Raw genomic sequence first — 15608 nt, forward strand, 5'->3', positions numbered from 1 at the left:
ATTTATGTGCCTTTTATTCAAGTATTTTAGAAAAAAATGGTCAAATAAATTAGCTTGAACGTTCCAAGATGAAATGCCTGATTTTCAATTTATTACTCAAGAAGGTGTGCATTTTTTTGCTAGGTAAAAAGGAATTCATTTAAGTGTTTTTACACACCTAAAACGACTGAAATGAACACTTCCTGGCATTTCAGCCGTTTTTTATGGATATATGTAATCATATCTTTTCTTATTGTCTTGTTTTCATTTGTTTATTTTTTAGATTTGAGTTTAACGATCGACAATTCTATGACATAGTAAAACATCAGACTATAAATGCCACTCGGCAGGAAATCACGATTCACGATATATTCAATCGTGATCCCAAAAGCACTCCCAAACAATCCAGAATAAATGACGATTAGATAGGGATGATCGTCAGCAAATTTCATTATTTTTATCAGCAATATGCTTCGCCTCCTTATACTATAGTTATTTCAAGTATTACTATACCGTTAAAAAACTATGGATATCTTATCTGTCATAAAAGATCATTTTAAAGTCATAAGCGTTGTCACGATCTGTTATGCCCTAGAATCAAAAAAAATGACCCAACAGACTAATCTAATCTGTTGGGTCATCCTATATTTTAACTATTTTTTATTTCGCATAATCGGTTGCACGAGTCTCTCGGATCACGATTACTTTGATGTGTCCTGGGTAATCCAGATCATCTTCGATACGTTTACGGATATCGCGTACTAAGCGTACCGCATCTAAATCAGAGATTTCTTCTGGTTTGACCATGACGCGTACTTCACGTCCGGCTTGGACAGCAAAACTTGATTCAACACCGGCAAAGCTGTTTGAGATTGTTTCTAGGCTTCTCAAACGACGGATATAGTTTTCCAATGATTCACTTCTTGCACCTGGGCGAGCTGCTGATAATGCGTCTGCAGCGGCTACTAGGACGGAAATAACAGAAGTCGCTTCGACATCGCCATGGTGAGAGGCAATCGCGTTGATCACAACTGGATTCTCTTTGTATTTCGTTGCTAGTTCTGCACCGATCTCAACGTGAGATCCTTCGATTTCATGGTCTAACGCTTTTCCAATATCATGAAGCAAGCCCGCACGTTTTGCCAATTGGATATCTTCGCCTAACTCCGCTGCTAAGATTCCTGATAATTTCGCTACTTCGACCGAATGTTTCAACACGTTTTGGCCATAACTTGTTCGGAAATGTAGACGACCCATGATCTTGATCAAATCTGGATGAAGCGTATGTGCGCCGACTTCAAAGGCTGCTTCTTCTCCATATTCACGAATCCGTTCGTCCATTTCTTTACGTGATTTTTCAACCATTTCTTCGATACGCGCTGGATGGATCCGTCCATCTTGAATCAGTTTTTCTAATGTCATTCGTGCGATTTCTCGACGAATTGGATCAAATCCTGAAAGAACGACTGCTTCTGGTGTATCATCAATGATCAAATCGATTCCTGTAAGTGTTTCAAGGGTTCGAATATTTCGTCCTTCACGTCCGATGATACGACCTTTCATTTCGTCATTTGGTAATGTCACGACGGACACTGTCGTTTCAGAAACTTGATCTGCTGCACAACGTTGGATAGCCAATGAGAGCAAGTTCTTCGCTTTGCGATCTGCTTCTTCTTTTGCACGTTGTTCTGATTCTTTTACCATCAAGGTCAGTTCATGATTCAACTCTTCTTCGGTTGATTTCATGATTACTTCTCTTGCATCTTCTTTCGATAAACCAGCAATTTTTTCTAATTCTTTTTGTTGATCTTCAATCAATCTTTCAACGTCTTTTTCTCGCTCTTCAATTAATTGCTGTTTTGAACTAAGTGCCTCTTCTTTACTTTCAAGTGAGTTTTCTCGTTTTTCTAACGAGTCATCTTTACGATCTAACGTTTGTTCACGTTGGATCAATCGATTTTCTTGAGATTTTAGCTCTAATTTACTTTCTCTCAGCTCACTTTCAACTTCAGAACGATATTTCTGATTTTCTTCCTTAGCTTCCAACAATGCTTCTTTTTTTAGAGTTTCTGCTTCTTTTTTTGCACCTTCAAGAATACTTGCAGCTGATGTTTTTGCACCAGCAATTTCTTTCTCATGACGTGACTTCGCAACCATAAACCCTAAACCAAGACCGACAATTAAACCGATGATAGCGAGGAGAATGTTGAGTCCCATTAAATCCACCTCCATACTATCTTTTCCATTTTTATCATCTACCAATTTCTATGATAAATTATTCTAAACTATAAATATGCTGTTGCATATGTGCATAAAAACCTGCACAAGTTTATTCTAATGTTTGTTTCCAGTAGTGTCAACTTTAAATACGAAAAGAAACGGCTTCCTCGATTTTCAAAAAAGGGAGGTTTTGAGCGAGTGATGACTTATTTTTTGGTTCTTATTCTAGTGAAAAATAAAAAAACATCCGGTAGTTATTAGACTACCGGATACCCGCTTATTTCTTTATTCATCTAGTGGTAATTCTTCTTGTGCTTCTTCTGGTACATCAACTGGTTCACCGATGCCATAAGCTGCACGCACTAATGTAGATACTTCAGCCATCATCTCTGGATGATTTGACATATAGATTTTCGCGTTTTCACGACCTTGACCGATGCGATCTTCTTTGTAAGAATACCATGCACCACTCTTATCAACGATATCTTTTTCAACTGCCATATCCAATAGCTCGCCTTCTTGAGAGATACCTAAGCCATACATCACATCGACTTCAGCGATTTTGAATGGTGGTGCTACTTTATTTTTTACGACTTTGATCTTTGTACGGTTACCGACAATGTCCGTTCCTTGTTTCAATTGTTCCGCACGACGTACTTCCAAACGGATCGTTGCGTAGAACTTCAACGCACGTCCTCCTGGTGTGATTTCTGGATTACCGAACATCACGCCAACTTTTTCACGAATTTGGTTGATGAAAATCGCGATCGTTTTTGTTTTGTTGATCGATCCTGAGAGTTTACGTAAGGCTTGAGACATCAAACGAGCTTGTAACCCTACGTGTGAGTCACCCATCTCCCCGTCAATCTCTGCACGTGGTACTAAAGCTGCTACTGAGTCGATAACGACAATATCTACTGCACCACTTGATACTAAAGCATCAGCGATCTCTAATCCTTGTTCTCCGGTATCTGGTTGAGAAAGGAGTAATTCATCGATATTTACCCCTAATTTTTGGGCATATTGTGGATCTAAGGCATGTTCCGCATCAATAAAGGCGGCAGTCCCACCATTTTTTTGGACTTCTGCGATTGCATGGAGTGCAACCGTTGTTTTACCTGAACTTTCTGGACCGTAGACTTCAATGATCCGTCCACGAGGATAGCCACCTATCCCTAAAGCAACATCTAGTGCAAGAGAACCACTTGGAATTGTCGAGATTTGTTGGTCGATTTTTTCGCCCAGTTTCATGATCGAACCTTTCCCATAGTTCTTTTCAATTTTTTTCAATGCAGCATCTAAGGCTGCTTTACGATCATCTGCCAATACGATAATCCTCCTTATTTTTACGACTCAAAGTAACATTTCATTACGTTTATAATATCTTTTTTATTTATAAAAAGCAAGCAAAAACCGAACAAATATTCGCATTTATTTTTTTCTTAATAGTTGCTTTCTTAGCAGATCAAATCCTTGCATAATCGCACTATTTCTGATTGCCGAACGGTCTCTCGTAAAGTGACATTCTTTTGTTTCTACGCCTTCTTTTGATGCAACGGCAAGCCAAACTGTACCCGCAGGATGTCCTTCTAATGTGTCGGGTCCCGCCACACCGGTAAACGCTACGGCATAATCTGTACCAACGAGTTGGCGTGCTCGAATCGCCATTTGTTCGGCACATTCTTTACTGACTGTGCCAAACTGCTCTAATAGTTCTGGATCGATGCCTAAGAGCTTTGCTTTGGTCTCTGCTGAATAAGTCACAAAGCCCCCAGAAAAGACTTGAGAGACGCCAGGAATTGCTCCTAACGCGGATTGAAAGCCTCCCGCTGTCAAACTTTCAGCTGCTGTGACTGTCTTCCCCTGTTCTTTTAGCAGATCCACGACGGCTTGTGGCAACGAATAGTCATCCCCATAGCCATAAAAATATGCACCGACACGGGCTTGGATTTTTTCTTCTAGTGCGTGCAATGCTTGATTCCCTGCATGGATATCTGACGTTTTGACTGTCAATCTCAGTGTGACTTCATTTGGTTTGGCATAAGGAGCAATCGTGGGATTGATTTGGGTAGCAATCAAGTCTTTTAGATCGGTTACTAATTGTGATTCACCGATGCCATAGAAGCGCAACACTTTTGAAATCAGTTTTTCTTCTGAAGGGAATTGTTGTTCTAACAGTGGTCGCACTTGTTCTACAAACATCGGCTTCAACTCACTTGGTGGCCCAGGAAGTAAAAGATAAGCATTGCTTTTCGTTTGATAAAACGTGCCTAACGCTAAGCCAGTTCGATTAGGTAATGGTGTGCCCCCTTCAATGATCTGAGATTGTTGTAAATTGTTCTCCGTCATTTTTCTTTTTGTCGTTTCGAAAAATGCCAGCAGTTTCTTGTACCCTTCTGTGTTTTGGATCAGCTCTTTGCCGAGGTGTTGAGCGACAACTTCTTTTGTTAAGTCATCTTCTGTTGGTCCTAGTCCACCACATAAAATGATTAGTTCACTTCTCGATTCAGCTAACTGGAGTAACTCCTCCAAACGAGTCGGATTATCCCCGACAACTGTGTGATAATAGACATCGATTCCTAGATCTGCTAACTGTTCTGATAAAAATGTCGCATTCGTATTCACGACTTGTCCAAGTAATAATTCTGTTCCTACTGCTATGATTTCAGATTTCATATTTGATCGCTTCCTTTAGTTGAGGTTGCTTTTGCAACATCTCTATTTATCTGTAAATCAGTCTTTGTTCGACTAATTGTCTCTACCAAATAGTATACGCTATTTGCTGATAGAATCATTTCTCCTTGCTCAATTTGTTCTTGTGATTGCGTCTATGTCAAAAAAATAAAAATCAGACCGGGAATGACCGATCTGATTGCAAGGGTAATTAAGTGACTCTATGATTTTACATGGATCCTTTGAATACGCCACGATTTTTGATGAAGTAATCGACACCTGAATAGATGGTAAAAATCAGACAAGCGTATAACATGATTTGATCGAGGGGTACATTGATCAAGTTGAATGGGATATTATTGATAAATAATAAAATAATCGCAATCATTTGCGTAGCTGTTTTTACTTTTCCAGGCCAAGCAGCTGCCATGACTTCCCCATCCTCGACAAGCAATAATCGTAACCCTGTTACAGCCAACTCACGACAAACGATGATCGCAATCACCCATGCTGGCGCTTTCCCTTGACCTACCAACATGATAAAAGCTGTCATAACTAACATTTTGTCTGCTAATGGATCAGCAAATTTTCCGAAGTTCGTCACTAATCCTCTGGACCGAGCAATTTTCCCATCTAGCCAATCCGTCACACTTGCTAAAGCAAAAATGATGGCTCCTACTAGTTGCGTGATCGCTAATGACGTTGTTCCTACCGTTAATTGCCCCCAATCTAACGGGAGACCGACTACTAAAATAAACACCGGAATCATACAGATTCTAAGTACAGTTAATTGATTTGGTAAATTCACAAGAACGACTCCTTTCTTTCCTATTTTACGTCAGTCCAGCAAAAGTTTCCACCAATAGTCTCTCAATTGCTCAACAAATCTTTCACTACTTTATAACCTACTATCCAAACAAGAAAAGAGAGCCCAAGACGAGATTCCGGCTCTCTTTTACACGGTTGTTTTTTAAACTAATTATTCTGCATACTGCAAGGAAAGCGAAATATTCTTCAGACTTGTATTGTTTGGTCCTGCGTTGATAGGCAGTTCTTCGCCATTTAATTTGACCGTTGCATTACTCGCTGCCCCAAGTGTGATCATCGCATTTGTCGTATTTTCTGGAAGCTCTGTTGTTTTTGTATCATTGGCAACCAAGGTTTCTTGATAATGATAGTCAAACGTATTGTTCAATTGGACACCGATCCAGACACGTTCACTTGCTGTGAATTCCAATGTGATCGGTTTTTTCGCATCTTTCACCTCGATCGAAAGCGCACTTCCTGTGTCTTGCCCCGGTGTGATGGTCATTTTTTTCTCTTCTTCTGTTGATTTTGTTGTCGATTCCACGGTCGATTCAACCGTCGATTCACTTGTCTCCGGTTCTTCTTCCGTGATCGAACCATCGACAGATACCGTTGAAGCTGTTCCACCAATGATCGGCTCAGATTGACGGTCTTGCCATGACATATATGCCACTACTGTGATGATTGCTACAGCGACTAATCCTAATAAAATCACTGGCAGACTTGTCCAGAATTTTGTTAGATTCTTTTCTTCTTCGTGCATAGCTTTTCTTGAACCACTCACTGTTTCTGGTTCTGGTCGTTTTTTGATGGTTTCATCTGCGAAAGATTTTTTTCCATCAAAAACATCCACTAAATAATCACCATCTTCACCAACAGCTTCTGCATATTGACGAATAAATGCACGAACATAAAATTTACCTGGCAATTGATCAAATTCGTTTTGATCGATTGATTCCAAGTAACGTTTTTGGATCTTCGTCATTTGTTGTAATTCATCTAATGATATTTTTTTGTTTAAACGGGCTTGCCGTAATTTTTCCCCGATGGTTTCAAAAGCCACTCGTTCATCTTCTCCAGTCTGTGTATTCTAGTCAGAAGGTGTTTTCTCTACTGAGGATCGACCATTTATTCTGACTGCTTCTCATTGAATTTTTGCTTTATTCATGCTCAATGTATAGTGTTTCCTCTATATTGATCAATCTTGCACTCAATCTACTTAAGAATACCACAAAGCGAACTTACTTTGGATAACATTTCATCTGTTTTAAACTGAAATTTAAGACTTTCTTTTATTCTTACAAAAAGTATGACGAATCAGCGAGTATGTCCAAAAAAATCAGAATTTTTTACTGTTTCATTTTTTTGGCTGCATATAAAATTCACTAAACACGTCAGCATTGATAAAAGAGCGTCCTACTTGAAGAAGATCCGTCATCTGGATTGATTCAATGATTTCTGGCAGATCAAATAATGTTTGGTCACCAAATAGACTTTGTGTAAATTGATTGGCGATGTATTCGATGGAGTTCAATGATTGGAAATATTGCCCTAACATTTTCTTTTTCAATAAGTTCAAGTTTTCTTCTGTGATTCCTTCGTCATGTTCAAAGTTCAAAAGAATCTCTTTTATTTTTTGTACTGCTAGTTTTGGTTGGTCCGAATCGCCACTGAAGTCAGCAAAATGAAATTCACGATCTAAACTAAACTCAAAGCCAAAACTATCATCAATAATTCCTTCGTTGTAAAGGGCTAAATAGTTTTGTGCAGTTGGGCCTAAAAGTAATTGTAGTAACAAACGAATCGCTGTTTTATATCTGAGTAATTCTCTCCCATTTTCAGGTAACACATCGATTCCTTTGATCCCTAATACAAATTTTTCTCGTGTGATCGCTGCTTCTAAGGTGCTTATCGGCAGAACATCCGCTTGATTTTCGGGAAAGAATCGTTCGATTTTTTGAGCGGGTGGAAATTCTTTGGTAGCTTGATTGTGGCGAATTTGCTCCATCAACTGTTCTGGTTCCAAATTGCCAACTACAAATAACACCATATTGCTTGGTTGATAAAAAGTGCGATAGCAAGTATATAGATCCTCTGCTGTGATGTCAGCAATACTTTCCACCGTTCCTGCAATATCGATGTGTAATGGATGATTGGGATATAGATTGTTTAGGATACCAAAGAATAAGCGCCAATTCGGATCATCTTCATACATCTGGATTTCTTGGCCAATGATTCCTTTTTCTTTATTTACTGTTTCTTCAGTAAAATAAGGTGCTTGAACAAAATCAAGAAGCGTCAAAAGATTTTTTTCTACTTGATCTGTCGTTGAAAACAAATAGCTGGTTTTTGTAAAGCTCGTGAACGCATTCGCTGATGCTCCTTGTTGACCGAACAACTGGAAAACATCGCCTTCTTCTTTTTCAAATAACTTGTGCTCCAAGAAATGTGCGATACCGTCAGGAACTTTCACTTTTTCCGTTGCACCATAGGGAATAAATTCATTGTCGATCGACCCATAGTTCGTACTGAATAAACCGTATGTTTTGTGATAATCGTTTTTTGGTAACAGATAGACCGTCAAACCATTCGGTAAGACTTCGTGATACAGTGTTTCGTTGATTTGACTATACTCTGCTTTATTCATTTTCTTCACCCCCAGCTAAAAAGAAAATTGCTTGTAATTCGATTTGGTTTGCTACTTCTTGAATATCTTCGATCGTTACACGTTCCATGCGAGCTAACCATTCCTCGTCCGATAGTTCAGTATCAGGAAGCCAGTGTGCTAAATAAGCGGATTCGATGGCAGCTTGTGGTGAATCCAAAGACAACAAATAGTGATTACGTAACATTGCCTTGGTTTGTTCGAGCTCCAATTCAGTGACTTCGCCATTTTGTAAACTTGCCAGTTGTTGATGGATCAAGTGCAAGACTTGATTACGATTTTTTGTCTCAATACCTGTTTGTACAGTCAATAACCCACGAAAAGTATCAACGTTACTAGACGCATAATAAGCTAAGCTTTCTTTTTCACGTACATTCATGAAAAGTTTGGAGTGAGGGAAGCCTCCGAATAAGCCATTAAAGACCATCAATGAAAAACGTTCTGGCTGATCGTAATAAACATTGGTTTGATAGGCTAGGTTCAGTTTGGCTTGCACCACTGGTTCTTGGATTTGTCGTTCCTTGATCACGTTGTTTTGTGTTTGTTGATAAAAGATTTCTGGTCGTACCACTTTTCGCTCAGTGAAAGGAAGCTCTTTTAACGCTTCGATTGCCATTGTTTCTTCGATATCACCCACTACAAAAATATCCACTTGGTCTTCTTTGATCATACGTGCATAATATTCTGCTAAGGCACTTGATGTGATATTTTCGAGTTCTTCAACGGACCCCATACTTGGGATTTTTTGTGCATCTGACTGTTCAAAATATAATTCTTGTAATGCTAATGAAGCCATTGTTTGCTTATCTTCATTTAAGCTTTCCAAATATTGCTTTAAGTTATTTTTCTCTAAATCAAATGTGGCTTGATCAAATGTTTGATTTTTGATGTTAGGGAAGAATAATACCTCTTTTAAAAAGGAAACGGCATTTGTCAAAATCGTGCTGTCATTGACATACGCACCATTGACGAAACTGATTCCGGCATTCATCCAATGTAGATTGCCTTTTTTCCGGACAGAAAAACCGAAACCAGCTCCATACAAATCAGCTAATTTTGCACTTAATTGTGTCTGATCCGGATAGTTCAAGCTATTCGTCTCTAATAAACTACTCAGTAATGAACGTTTGGTGACGATGTCTTTTTCTAAGGCTGTGGTGAACCGTACAAAAATACGGATCGTTTTAAATTGTTTGGTTGGTAGCACATGAAGGTTGACACCTTCTGTCAATTGATAGGCCATAAATAACTACTCCTTTTTGTCATGATCCTTGGATCTCTTAGCGATGATCGTTGTTGTTTCAACGACATAAAAGTTCTCTTTTTTTGTCCAATTTTTTTAAAAGTCACTTTCTAGTATAGCATACAAGTGATTGAACGAACGTGTGGGGATATTATTAAGCGTGTTGTTTTTACATTTTTTTATTCTTCGATATACTAGGATTAACAAGAAAGGAGAAAAACAATGATCAAAGAATTTAAAGAATTTATCATGCGAGGCGATGTGCTAGATCTAGCTGTCGGTGTAGTGATCGGTAGTGCTTTTACGGGCATTGTGAATCAAATCGTGCAAGGTCTGATTACTCCCTTAATTGGTTGGGTCGTTGCAATGATCACAGGTACCTCTGATTTGGATGGTGCATTGTCTGTCCTTGATTGGTCACCTGCGAAAGGGGTCACCTTTTCTTTTGGGAATGTTATTAGTGCAATTATTACATTTGTCATTACTGGTTTTGTTTTATTCCTAGTGGTCAAAGCAGCCAATCATGCGAAAAACTTACGACCAAAAGAAGAAGAAGTGGTGGAAGACAAACCCACTGCGGAAGATTATCTTAGTGATATTCGCGATCTATTGGCACAACAAACAGCTGAAAATAATGCACGCCCCACTGCCCAAGCAACTTCTGAGAGCACAGATCCTAAAGCGTGAGATAAAAAAAACAGAAGGAAATTCTTCTGTTTTTTTTATGCTTGTTTTCTCATGTCTAAGTGGGGGATTCCATCTTCTAAATATACTTCTGAGATTGCCTGAAAACCAAAGGATTCATAAAATGATTGTAGATACTCTTGTGCCCCGATCACGATCGGACGTCCAGGTGCATTGGCTTCGATCGCCGCTAATGTTTGTGCCACGATTTTTTGTCCTAAACCTGATTTGCGATGCGCCTGATTGACCAAGACTCGTCCAAAATGAACCGTGTCTTCTTCTGCATAAATACGTGTATATGCCAAAATCGTACCATCTTCATCTTTAAAATAAGTATGCCATGCGATTTCATCGATCTCATCGACTTCTTGGTAAGGACAATTTTGTTCAACAACAAATACGGCGATTCGCTCTTTCACGATTGCATAAAATTCTGCTGTTGTTAGTTCTGCAAATTTTTTTACATAATGCTTCATCATCAGGACCTCCATTCTTTCTTGCTAATAGCATAACGAGTTAGATACAAAAAAGCAAACGAACCTCATATATAATCTAGGTCCGCTTGCTTTTTAAACTGCTTCAGTTAAAAATTCGATCTCAACTGTTCGAGTAAGTACATCTGAATAACTGTAAGACACTCGTTCAAATGAATTTTCTTCAGGATCTAAGTCTACGACAAATACTGAAGGATAGGTTTCTGTTAAAACGCCTCGGCGTTCCGTTTGACGCTTTCTTCCGGTCTGTGCAACCAACATGATTTGGCTGCCGATACGACCTTCTAAATCTTTTTTGATTGTAGCTAAAGTTAGTGGCATACAATTCACCTCAATTACTATCATACCATATATAGTAAAATTTTTCAAGTTTACCATATCAAAAAAAGAAATGCAATAGAAATAAGTAAGAAAAACATTAGTAATGCTATAAAAAATCACTCATTATAATCTTTCAGATGTTTTTTTATCTTATATTTCACTCGGCCGTAAGCGCTTTTTATTTGCTTCAGATCCATTGATAATTCTCTCTCCATCTCGCTAAAATCATTGCCTTGCATGTAATGTTGAAAGATTTTTGCCTCTTTTGTTGAGAATTTGATATCGGAGTCCTCGAAAGCTTCTTTTAATAGTAATTGTTGCATCGCAACAGGTTCTTGGATGGTGATCTCGGCTAAAAAATCTGGTCCTTCTGTAGCTATTTTTTGTTCAATAGAAATTTCATTTTTTTGGTCTCGACGTTTTAGCGCGTTTTGCTTACGCAATAAAGAGTAGATTTGGTTACTGATAATACTTTTGTAATAACTCCCAAAACTGACACCTTTATTATTTTCGTACGTTTTAAGTGCTTGATATAGAGCAATCCTTGCTTCTTGTTCCCAATCTTCACTTACATAATTCCTTAGATAATAAATATTTTTCAACCGTAATAATAACGGGAAATATTTTTGATACAGCATAGAAAATGCTTCTTCATCTCCATTACGGGCGGCGCACAATAACTCCTCGGACATAAAATAATTCCTCCATAACTTTCGATTATGGAGGAATCTTACCATCAATTCATTGAATAACTAATCATATCTGGCTGTTATTTTTCTTTTCTCATTAAATCGTCCAATTTTTGGGACAATTTTTCTAATTGTTCTTCATTCCACGGAGAATTTCGTCGAAAATCAATAAAACGCATATTTATATTATCTTGGGTAATATTTTTTTCTGTTTTTTTGATTGTTTTATATAATTCGTACGCGGAAGTTCGTAAAGCACCTTGTGAAAAAATCACCCATTGTTCTGCTAAGTCACTCGTTGCGACAGTCACTTGCGTCAAGCGAGTATTCAACTCTCCCGCGATGCGCTCGATATACGTATCTGCCGTTTCATCCTCTTTTGTGAAAACAACTTCTAATTGGTATTTTCGATAATTTTGTTGGATACCCGGCACTAATTGCGCATCAAAGACAACGATTACTTCTAGGCCTTCATATTTTGCATAATTCGATAAACGATGCAACAAGGCTTCTCTGGCATCCGCCATTTTATCTTGCTTTTTCAGTGCCACTAACTCTGGCCAAGAACCGATCATATTATAGCCATCGACGATCAACAGCTGCTTCTTCATGCCTTATCCCCCCTGACGCTGAGAAAAAGCCTGATACATCAGTAGTCCAGCCGCAACACTTGCATTCAAGCTTTGAACATGACCGACCATAGGGATCGTTAACAACTCATCCATTTCTTTCTTCAAGCCTGCACTCATGCCACGACCTTCATTACCTATCACTAACGCTATCGAGCCTTTTGCATTCCATGATTGGAAATTCGTTCCTTCCATATCTGTTCCGAATACCCAAAATTGCTGCTCTTTTAGCTGCTGGACAGTTTGAACTAAGTTTGTCACACGAGCCACTGGCACGTATTCAACGGCGCCTGTCGATGTTTTCGTCACGATTGGTGTGATTCCGACTGCACGATGTTTAGGAATGATGATACCATCTACCCCACTGGCATCTGCCGTTCGTAAAATCGAGCCAAAATTGTGAGGATCTTCGATACTGTCCAAGATCAAGAAAAAGGGTGTTTCCGTTTTGCTCTTCGCCTGTTCCAATAGTTGATCCAACGTCAGATATTCATAAGGCGTGATGGCCAATACTACCCCTTGATGAACGCCACGATCACTGAGTAGGTCTAATTTCTGCTTAGGGACCCACTTGACTGGCACCGATTGTTCTCGAGCAATATTTTTCAACTCTTCAACCTTGTCTCCCCGTGAATCTTCTTGAAGGAACAATTTATTTCCACGACCTTGTTGCAAAGCTTCGACTGTCGCATGATGACCAAATACAAAATTGTCTTCACTTGTTGTGTCCTCTTGACCAACATAAACTGTTTCCTTCTTTGCACTACGTTTCTCATTGCCTTTTGTAAAACGTTGAGAATCTTTTTTGTTTCGTTTTTGATAGTTACGTTCTTTATTTTCTTTCCTCATGGGTTTCACCTACTTTCTCAATACACCAATTAATCAATTCTTCCATACGTTCGGTTTGTTTTGTTAGATGTAAGTAGCCCATCAAGGCTTCAAACCCTGTTGCAACACGATAAGTTGTAATATCCGCATTTTTTGCACTCGTATGACTTTTGGCATTTCTACCCCTGCGATAGTAAAGCTCTTCATTTTCTGTTAAGAGGTTTTCTTGCAACATTTGTTGGATCAAAAAAGCTTGTGCCTTTGCCGAAACATAGTGTGTCGCTGCTCGGTGCAGTTTATTCGGCTTTGTTTCACCTTTTTCAATCAAGTAATCTCGAATATAGATTTCGTAGATAGCATCTCCAACATAAGCAAGCGCTAAACCATTTAATTGTGTATGATCTCTCATGCTTCTCTTCTCCAACGAGTACCTTGTGGGGTGTCATCTAACAAGATACCTTTTTCTTTTAATTGGTCCCGAATTTCATCACTACGAGAGAAATCTCGGTTTTTTCTGGCTTGTGTTCGTTCTTCGATCAGTTGCTCGATTTCTTCATCCAACATTTCTGCTGTCGTAAATAAGATACCAAAGATCGACAACCATTGGGTAAATAGTGCCTCACTTTTGGATAGGATCGTTTTGGAGACAGTCGGTTGTTCCAAATACGTATTGATCCATTTTGCTAATTCATAGACAACTGTGATGCCGTTAGCCACATTGAAATCATCGTCCATTTCTTTGATGAATCGTGTTTCTAATTGTTCCAGTTCTGTTACCTGTCTCTCATCTTCCGACTGGGCTTCTACCGCATTTTCAAAACGGAAGTTTAGATTATCAAACGTATTTTTCAAGCGTTGTAAATTTGTCGCTGCTTCTTTCATCGTTGCTTCACTATAGCGGATCGGTCGACGATATTGTGTGGTTGCCATAAAGAAGCGTAACACTTGTGGGTCTACCTCTTGGATCATTTCGTGGACAGTGATAAAGTTCCCTAAAGATTTACTCATTTTTTGATCGTCTTCACCAATCGTCACATAGCCATTGTGCATCCAATAGTTCGCAAATTTTTTGCCTGTTTTCGCTTCACTTTGGGCAATCTCGTTCTCATGATGAGGAAACTCCAAATCTTGGCCACCGCCGTGGATATCAATAGTCTCACCTAAATGTTTCGTTGCCATCACGGAACATTCGATATGCCACCCTGGACGTCCTTCTCCCCATGGCGATTCCCATGAAATCTCTCCTGGTTTTGCTTTTTTCCACAAGGCAAAGTCTAAAGGATCTTCTTTTTGTTGCTGTTCTGCGCCAGTACGTTGACTTGCACCAATCTCTAACTCGTCGATCGATTGATCACTCAATTGACCATAATCAGTAAATTTTCGCGTACGATAATAAACATCGCCATTCGATTCATAAGCAAAACCTTTGTCGATCAATGTTTGGATGAATACGCGAATATCTTCCATATGGTCCATTACTCTTGGATGGCTCGTTGCTGGCTGCACATTCAATGCTTTCGTATCTTCTTCAAAAGCTTTGATAAAACGATCAGCAACTTCAGGCGCTGTGATCCCAAGCTCATTGGCAGCCTTGATGATTTTATCGTCCACATCTGTAAAGTTCGATACGTAGTTCACTTGGTATCCACGGTATTCCAAATAACGTCGAATCGTGTCAAACGCAATCGTACTTCGTGCATTGCCAATGTGGATATAATTATAAACAGTTGGTCCGCAAACATACATTGAAACTTGTCCTTCTTTTAAAGGAATAAAAGTCTCTTTTTCTCTTGATAGCGTATTATAGATTTTTATCATTCTCATCCCCTACTTTCTCTCCATTGATTCGGACAACTTTTGCTGGTATCCCTACTGCTGTTGCCCCATCAGGTATATCTTTTAAGACGACTGCGCCTGCACCGATTTTCGCATCTTTTCCTATGGTGATCGGTCCTAGGATTTGGGCATTGGCGGACAACATTGCACCTTTTTTGACTGTTGGATGTCTTTTCCCCGTTTCTTTTCCCGTACCACCTAAAGTGACACCATGAAACAAGACCACATCATCTTCGATTTCTGCTGTTTCTCCAATGACGATCCCCATACCATGATCGATAAACACACCCGTTCCGATCGTCGCTCCTGGATGTATCTCTATTCCCGTAATGAATCGCCAAAATTGGGCATTCATTTTGGCAATCAAATAGAGACGATGGCGATATAAATAATGGGAGAAACGATGCCAAAATAACGCATGTAGCCCAGGATAGGTCAAAATGACCTCTGCTGTAGTACGCGCTGCTGGATCATTTTTCTTTACGGCAATGACAGCTCGTTTGAACCATTCCATCAACTTCCTCTCCTTTCTTTTTCCGA

17 protein-coding genes are annotated in these 15608 nt (G+C 39.2%); 1 reads left to right on the top strand and 16 read right to left on the bottom strand.

What is annotated here, in order from left to right; translation table 11 throughout:
- Nucleotides 1-251: 251 nt before the first annotated feature.
- The 8 genes from EM4838_RS13435 to yfmF all read right to left on the bottom strand — a co-directional run bounded on the left by EM4838_RS13435 (nt 252) and on the right by yfmF (nt 9587).
- On the bottom strand, nt 252-446 hold the full coding sequence (locus EM4838_RS13435; protein ID WP_130029219.1) for a hypothetical protein: 195 nt from the start codon (nt 444-446) through the stop codon (nt 252-254).
- Nucleotides 447-639: 193 nt separating this feature from the next.
- Nucleotides 640-2196 (bottom strand): ribonuclease Y, encoded by a 1557-nt coding sequence (rny, locus tag EM4838_RS13440; RefSeq protein WP_071866532.1) that lies wholly within the window; start codon nt 2194-2196, stop codon nt 640-642.
- 288 nt (nt 2197-2484) lie between these two features.
- Entirely contained in the window at nt 2485-3525 is a 1041-nt protein-coding gene (recA, locus tag EM4838_RS13445) for a recombinase RecA (RefSeq protein ID WP_010734076.1), read from the bottom strand.
- A 105-nt stretch (nt 3526-3630) separates the two neighbouring features.
- Nucleotides 3631-4875, bottom strand: coding sequence for a competence/damage-inducible protein A (locus EM4838_RS13450; RefSeq protein ID WP_071866531.1), 1245 nt, complete (start codon nt 4873-4875; stop codon nt 3631-3633).
- Nucleotides 4876-5101: 226 nt separating this feature from the next.
- On the bottom strand, nt 5102-5680 hold the full coding sequence (gene pgsA / locus EM4838_RS13455) for a CDP-diacylglycerol--glycerol-3-phosphate 3-phosphatidyltransferase (RefSeq protein WP_019723896.1): 579 nt from the start codon (nt 5678-5680) through the stop codon (nt 5102-5104).
- Nucleotides 5681-5851: 171 nt separating this feature from the next.
- Complete coding sequence (locus EM4838_RS13460; RefSeq protein WP_071866530.1) at nt 5852-6742, bottom strand: helix-turn-helix domain-containing protein; 891 nt, start codon at nt 6740-6742, stop codon at nt 5852-5854.
- Nucleotides 6743-7036: 294 nt separating this feature from the next.
- A complete protein-coding gene (gene yfmH, locus EM4838_RS13465; RefSeq protein ID WP_071866529.1) occupies nt 7037-8326 on the bottom strand; it encodes an EF-P 5-aminopentanol modification-associated protein YfmH in 1290 nt (429 codons plus the stop codon).
- On the bottom strand, nt 8319-9587 hold the full coding sequence (gene yfmF / locus EM4838_RS13470; RefSeq protein WP_071866528.1) for an EF-P 5-aminopentanol modification-associated protein YfmF: 1269 nt from the start codon (nt 9585-9587) through the stop codon (nt 8319-8321). The genes yfmH and yfmF overlap by 8 nt, the downstream gene beginning before the upstream one ends.
- A 222-nt stretch (nt 9588-9809) precedes the next feature.
- Between yfmF and mscL the strand changes: the two genes are divergently transcribed.
- Nucleotides 9810-10274, top strand: a complete 465-nt coding sequence (mscL, locus tag EM4838_RS13475; protein ID WP_010734070.1) for a large conductance mechanosensitive channel protein MscL — start codon at nt 9810-9812, stop codon at nt 10272-10274.
- Nucleotides 10275-10309: 35 nt separating this feature from the next.
- Here the strand turns inward: mscL and EM4838_RS13480 are convergent, their stop codons facing one another.
- From EM4838_RS13480 to epsC, 8 genes are all read right to left on the bottom strand, one after another.
- The gene (locus EM4838_RS13480; RefSeq protein ID WP_023520523.1) at nt 10310-10747 is read right to left on the bottom strand and encodes a GNAT family N-acetyltransferase; all 438 of its coding nucleotides are present in this window, start codon (nt 10745-10747) and stop codon (nt 10310-10312) included.
- A 93-nt stretch (nt 10748-10840) separates the two neighbouring features.
- Entirely contained in the window at nt 10841-11086 is a 246-nt protein-coding gene (locus EM4838_RS13485; RefSeq protein WP_010734068.1) for a Veg family protein, read from the bottom strand.
- A gap of 116 nt (nt 11087-11202) precedes the next feature.
- Nucleotides 11203-11778, bottom strand: a complete 576-nt coding sequence (locus EM4838_RS13490; RefSeq protein WP_071866527.1) for a sigma-70 family RNA polymerase sigma factor — start codon at nt 11776-11778, stop codon at nt 11203-11205.
- Nucleotides 11779-11855: 77 nt separating this feature from the next.
- On the bottom strand, nt 11856-12386 hold the full coding sequence (locus EM4838_RS13495; protein WP_010734066.1) for an NYN domain-containing protein: 531 nt from the start codon (nt 12384-12386) through the stop codon (nt 11856-11858).
- A gap of 3 nt (nt 12387-12389) precedes the next feature.
- The gene (gene rlmB, locus EM4838_RS13500; RefSeq protein WP_071866526.1) at nt 12390-13253 is read right to left on the bottom strand and encodes a 23S rRNA (guanosine(2251)-2'-O)-methyltransferase RlmB; all 864 of its coding nucleotides are present in this window, start codon (nt 13251-13253) and stop codon (nt 12390-12392) included.
- Nucleotides 13237-13641 (bottom strand): Mini-ribonuclease 3, encoded by a 405-nt coding sequence (locus tag EM4838_RS13505; protein ID WP_010734064.1) that lies wholly within the window; start codon nt 13639-13641, stop codon nt 13237-13239. The genes rlmB and EM4838_RS13505 overlap by 17 nt, the downstream gene beginning before the upstream one ends.
- Nucleotides 13638-15050 carry a cysteine--tRNA ligase gene (gene cysS, locus EM4838_RS13510; RefSeq protein WP_071866525.1) on the bottom strand — a complete coding sequence of 471 codons (1413 nt, stop codon included), beginning with the start codon at nt 15048-15050 and terminating at the stop codon, nt 13638-13640. The genes EM4838_RS13505 and cysS overlap by 4 nt, the downstream gene beginning before the upstream one ends.
- Nucleotides 15034-15582 carry a serine O-acetyltransferase EpsC gene (gene epsC, locus EM4838_RS13515; protein WP_010734062.1) on the bottom strand — a complete coding sequence of 183 codons (549 nt, stop codon included), beginning with the start codon at nt 15580-15582 and terminating at the stop codon, nt 15034-15036. The genes cysS and epsC overlap by 17 nt, the downstream gene beginning before the upstream one ends.
- Nucleotides 15583-15608: the final 26 nt, after the last annotated feature.

This window comes from Enterococcus mundtii, assembly GCF_002813755.1.
GTDB classification, from domain to species: Bacteria; Bacillota; Bacilli; order Lactobacillales; family Enterococcaceae; genus Enterococcus_B; species Enterococcus_B mundtii.

Bases quoted from the DNA above. Each gene is read 5' to 3' on its own strand.
- EM4838_RS13480 (WP_023520523.1), bottom strand. From the start codon at position 10,747: ATGAAGCATTATGTAAAAAAATTTGCAGAACTAACAACAGCAGAATTT.
- mscL (WP_010734070.1), top strand. From the start codon at position 9,810: ATGATCAAAGAATTTAAAGAATTTATCATGCGAGGCGATGTGCTAGAT.
- EM4838_RS13505 (WP_010734064.1), bottom strand. From the start codon at position 13,641: ATGAGAGATCATACACAATTAAATGGTTTAGCGCTTGCTTATGTTGGA.
- EM4838_RS13495 (WP_010734066.1), bottom strand. From the start codon at position 12,386: ATGAAGAAGCAGCTGTTGATCGTCGATGGCTATAATATGATCGGTTCT.
- rlmB (WP_071866526.1), bottom strand. From the start codon at position 13,253: ATGAGGAAAGAAAATAAAGAACGTAACTATCAAAAACGAAACAAAAAA.
- cysS (WP_071866525.1), bottom strand. From the start codon at position 15,050: ATGATAAAAATCTATAATACGCTATCAAGAGAAAAAGAGACTTTTATT.
- EM4838_RS13485 (WP_010734068.1), bottom strand. From the start codon at position 11,086: ATGCCACTAACTTTAGCTACAATCAAAAAAGATTTAGAAGGTCGTATC.
- yfmH (WP_071866529.1), bottom strand. From the start codon at position 8,326: ATGAATAAAGCAGAGTATAGTCAAATCAACGAAACACTGTATCACGAA.
- EM4838_RS13490 (WP_071866527.1), bottom strand. From the start codon at position 11,778: ATGTCCGAGGAGTTATTGTGCGCCGCCCGTAATGGAGATGAAGAAGCA.
- epsC (WP_010734062.1), bottom strand. From the start codon at position 15,582: ATGGAATGGTTCAAACGAGCTGTCATTGCCGTAAAGAAAAATGATCCA.
- EM4838_RS13450 (WP_071866531.1), bottom strand. From the start codon at position 4,875: ATGAAATCTGAAATCATAGCAGTAGGAACAGAATTATTACTTGGACAA.
- yfmF (WP_071866528.1), bottom strand. From the start codon at position 9,587: ATGGCCTATCAATTGACAGAAGGTGTCAACCTTCATGTGCTACCAACC.
- rny (WP_071866532.1), bottom strand. From the start codon at position 2,196: ATGGGACTCAACATTCTCCTCGCTATCATCGGTTTAATTGTCGGTCTT.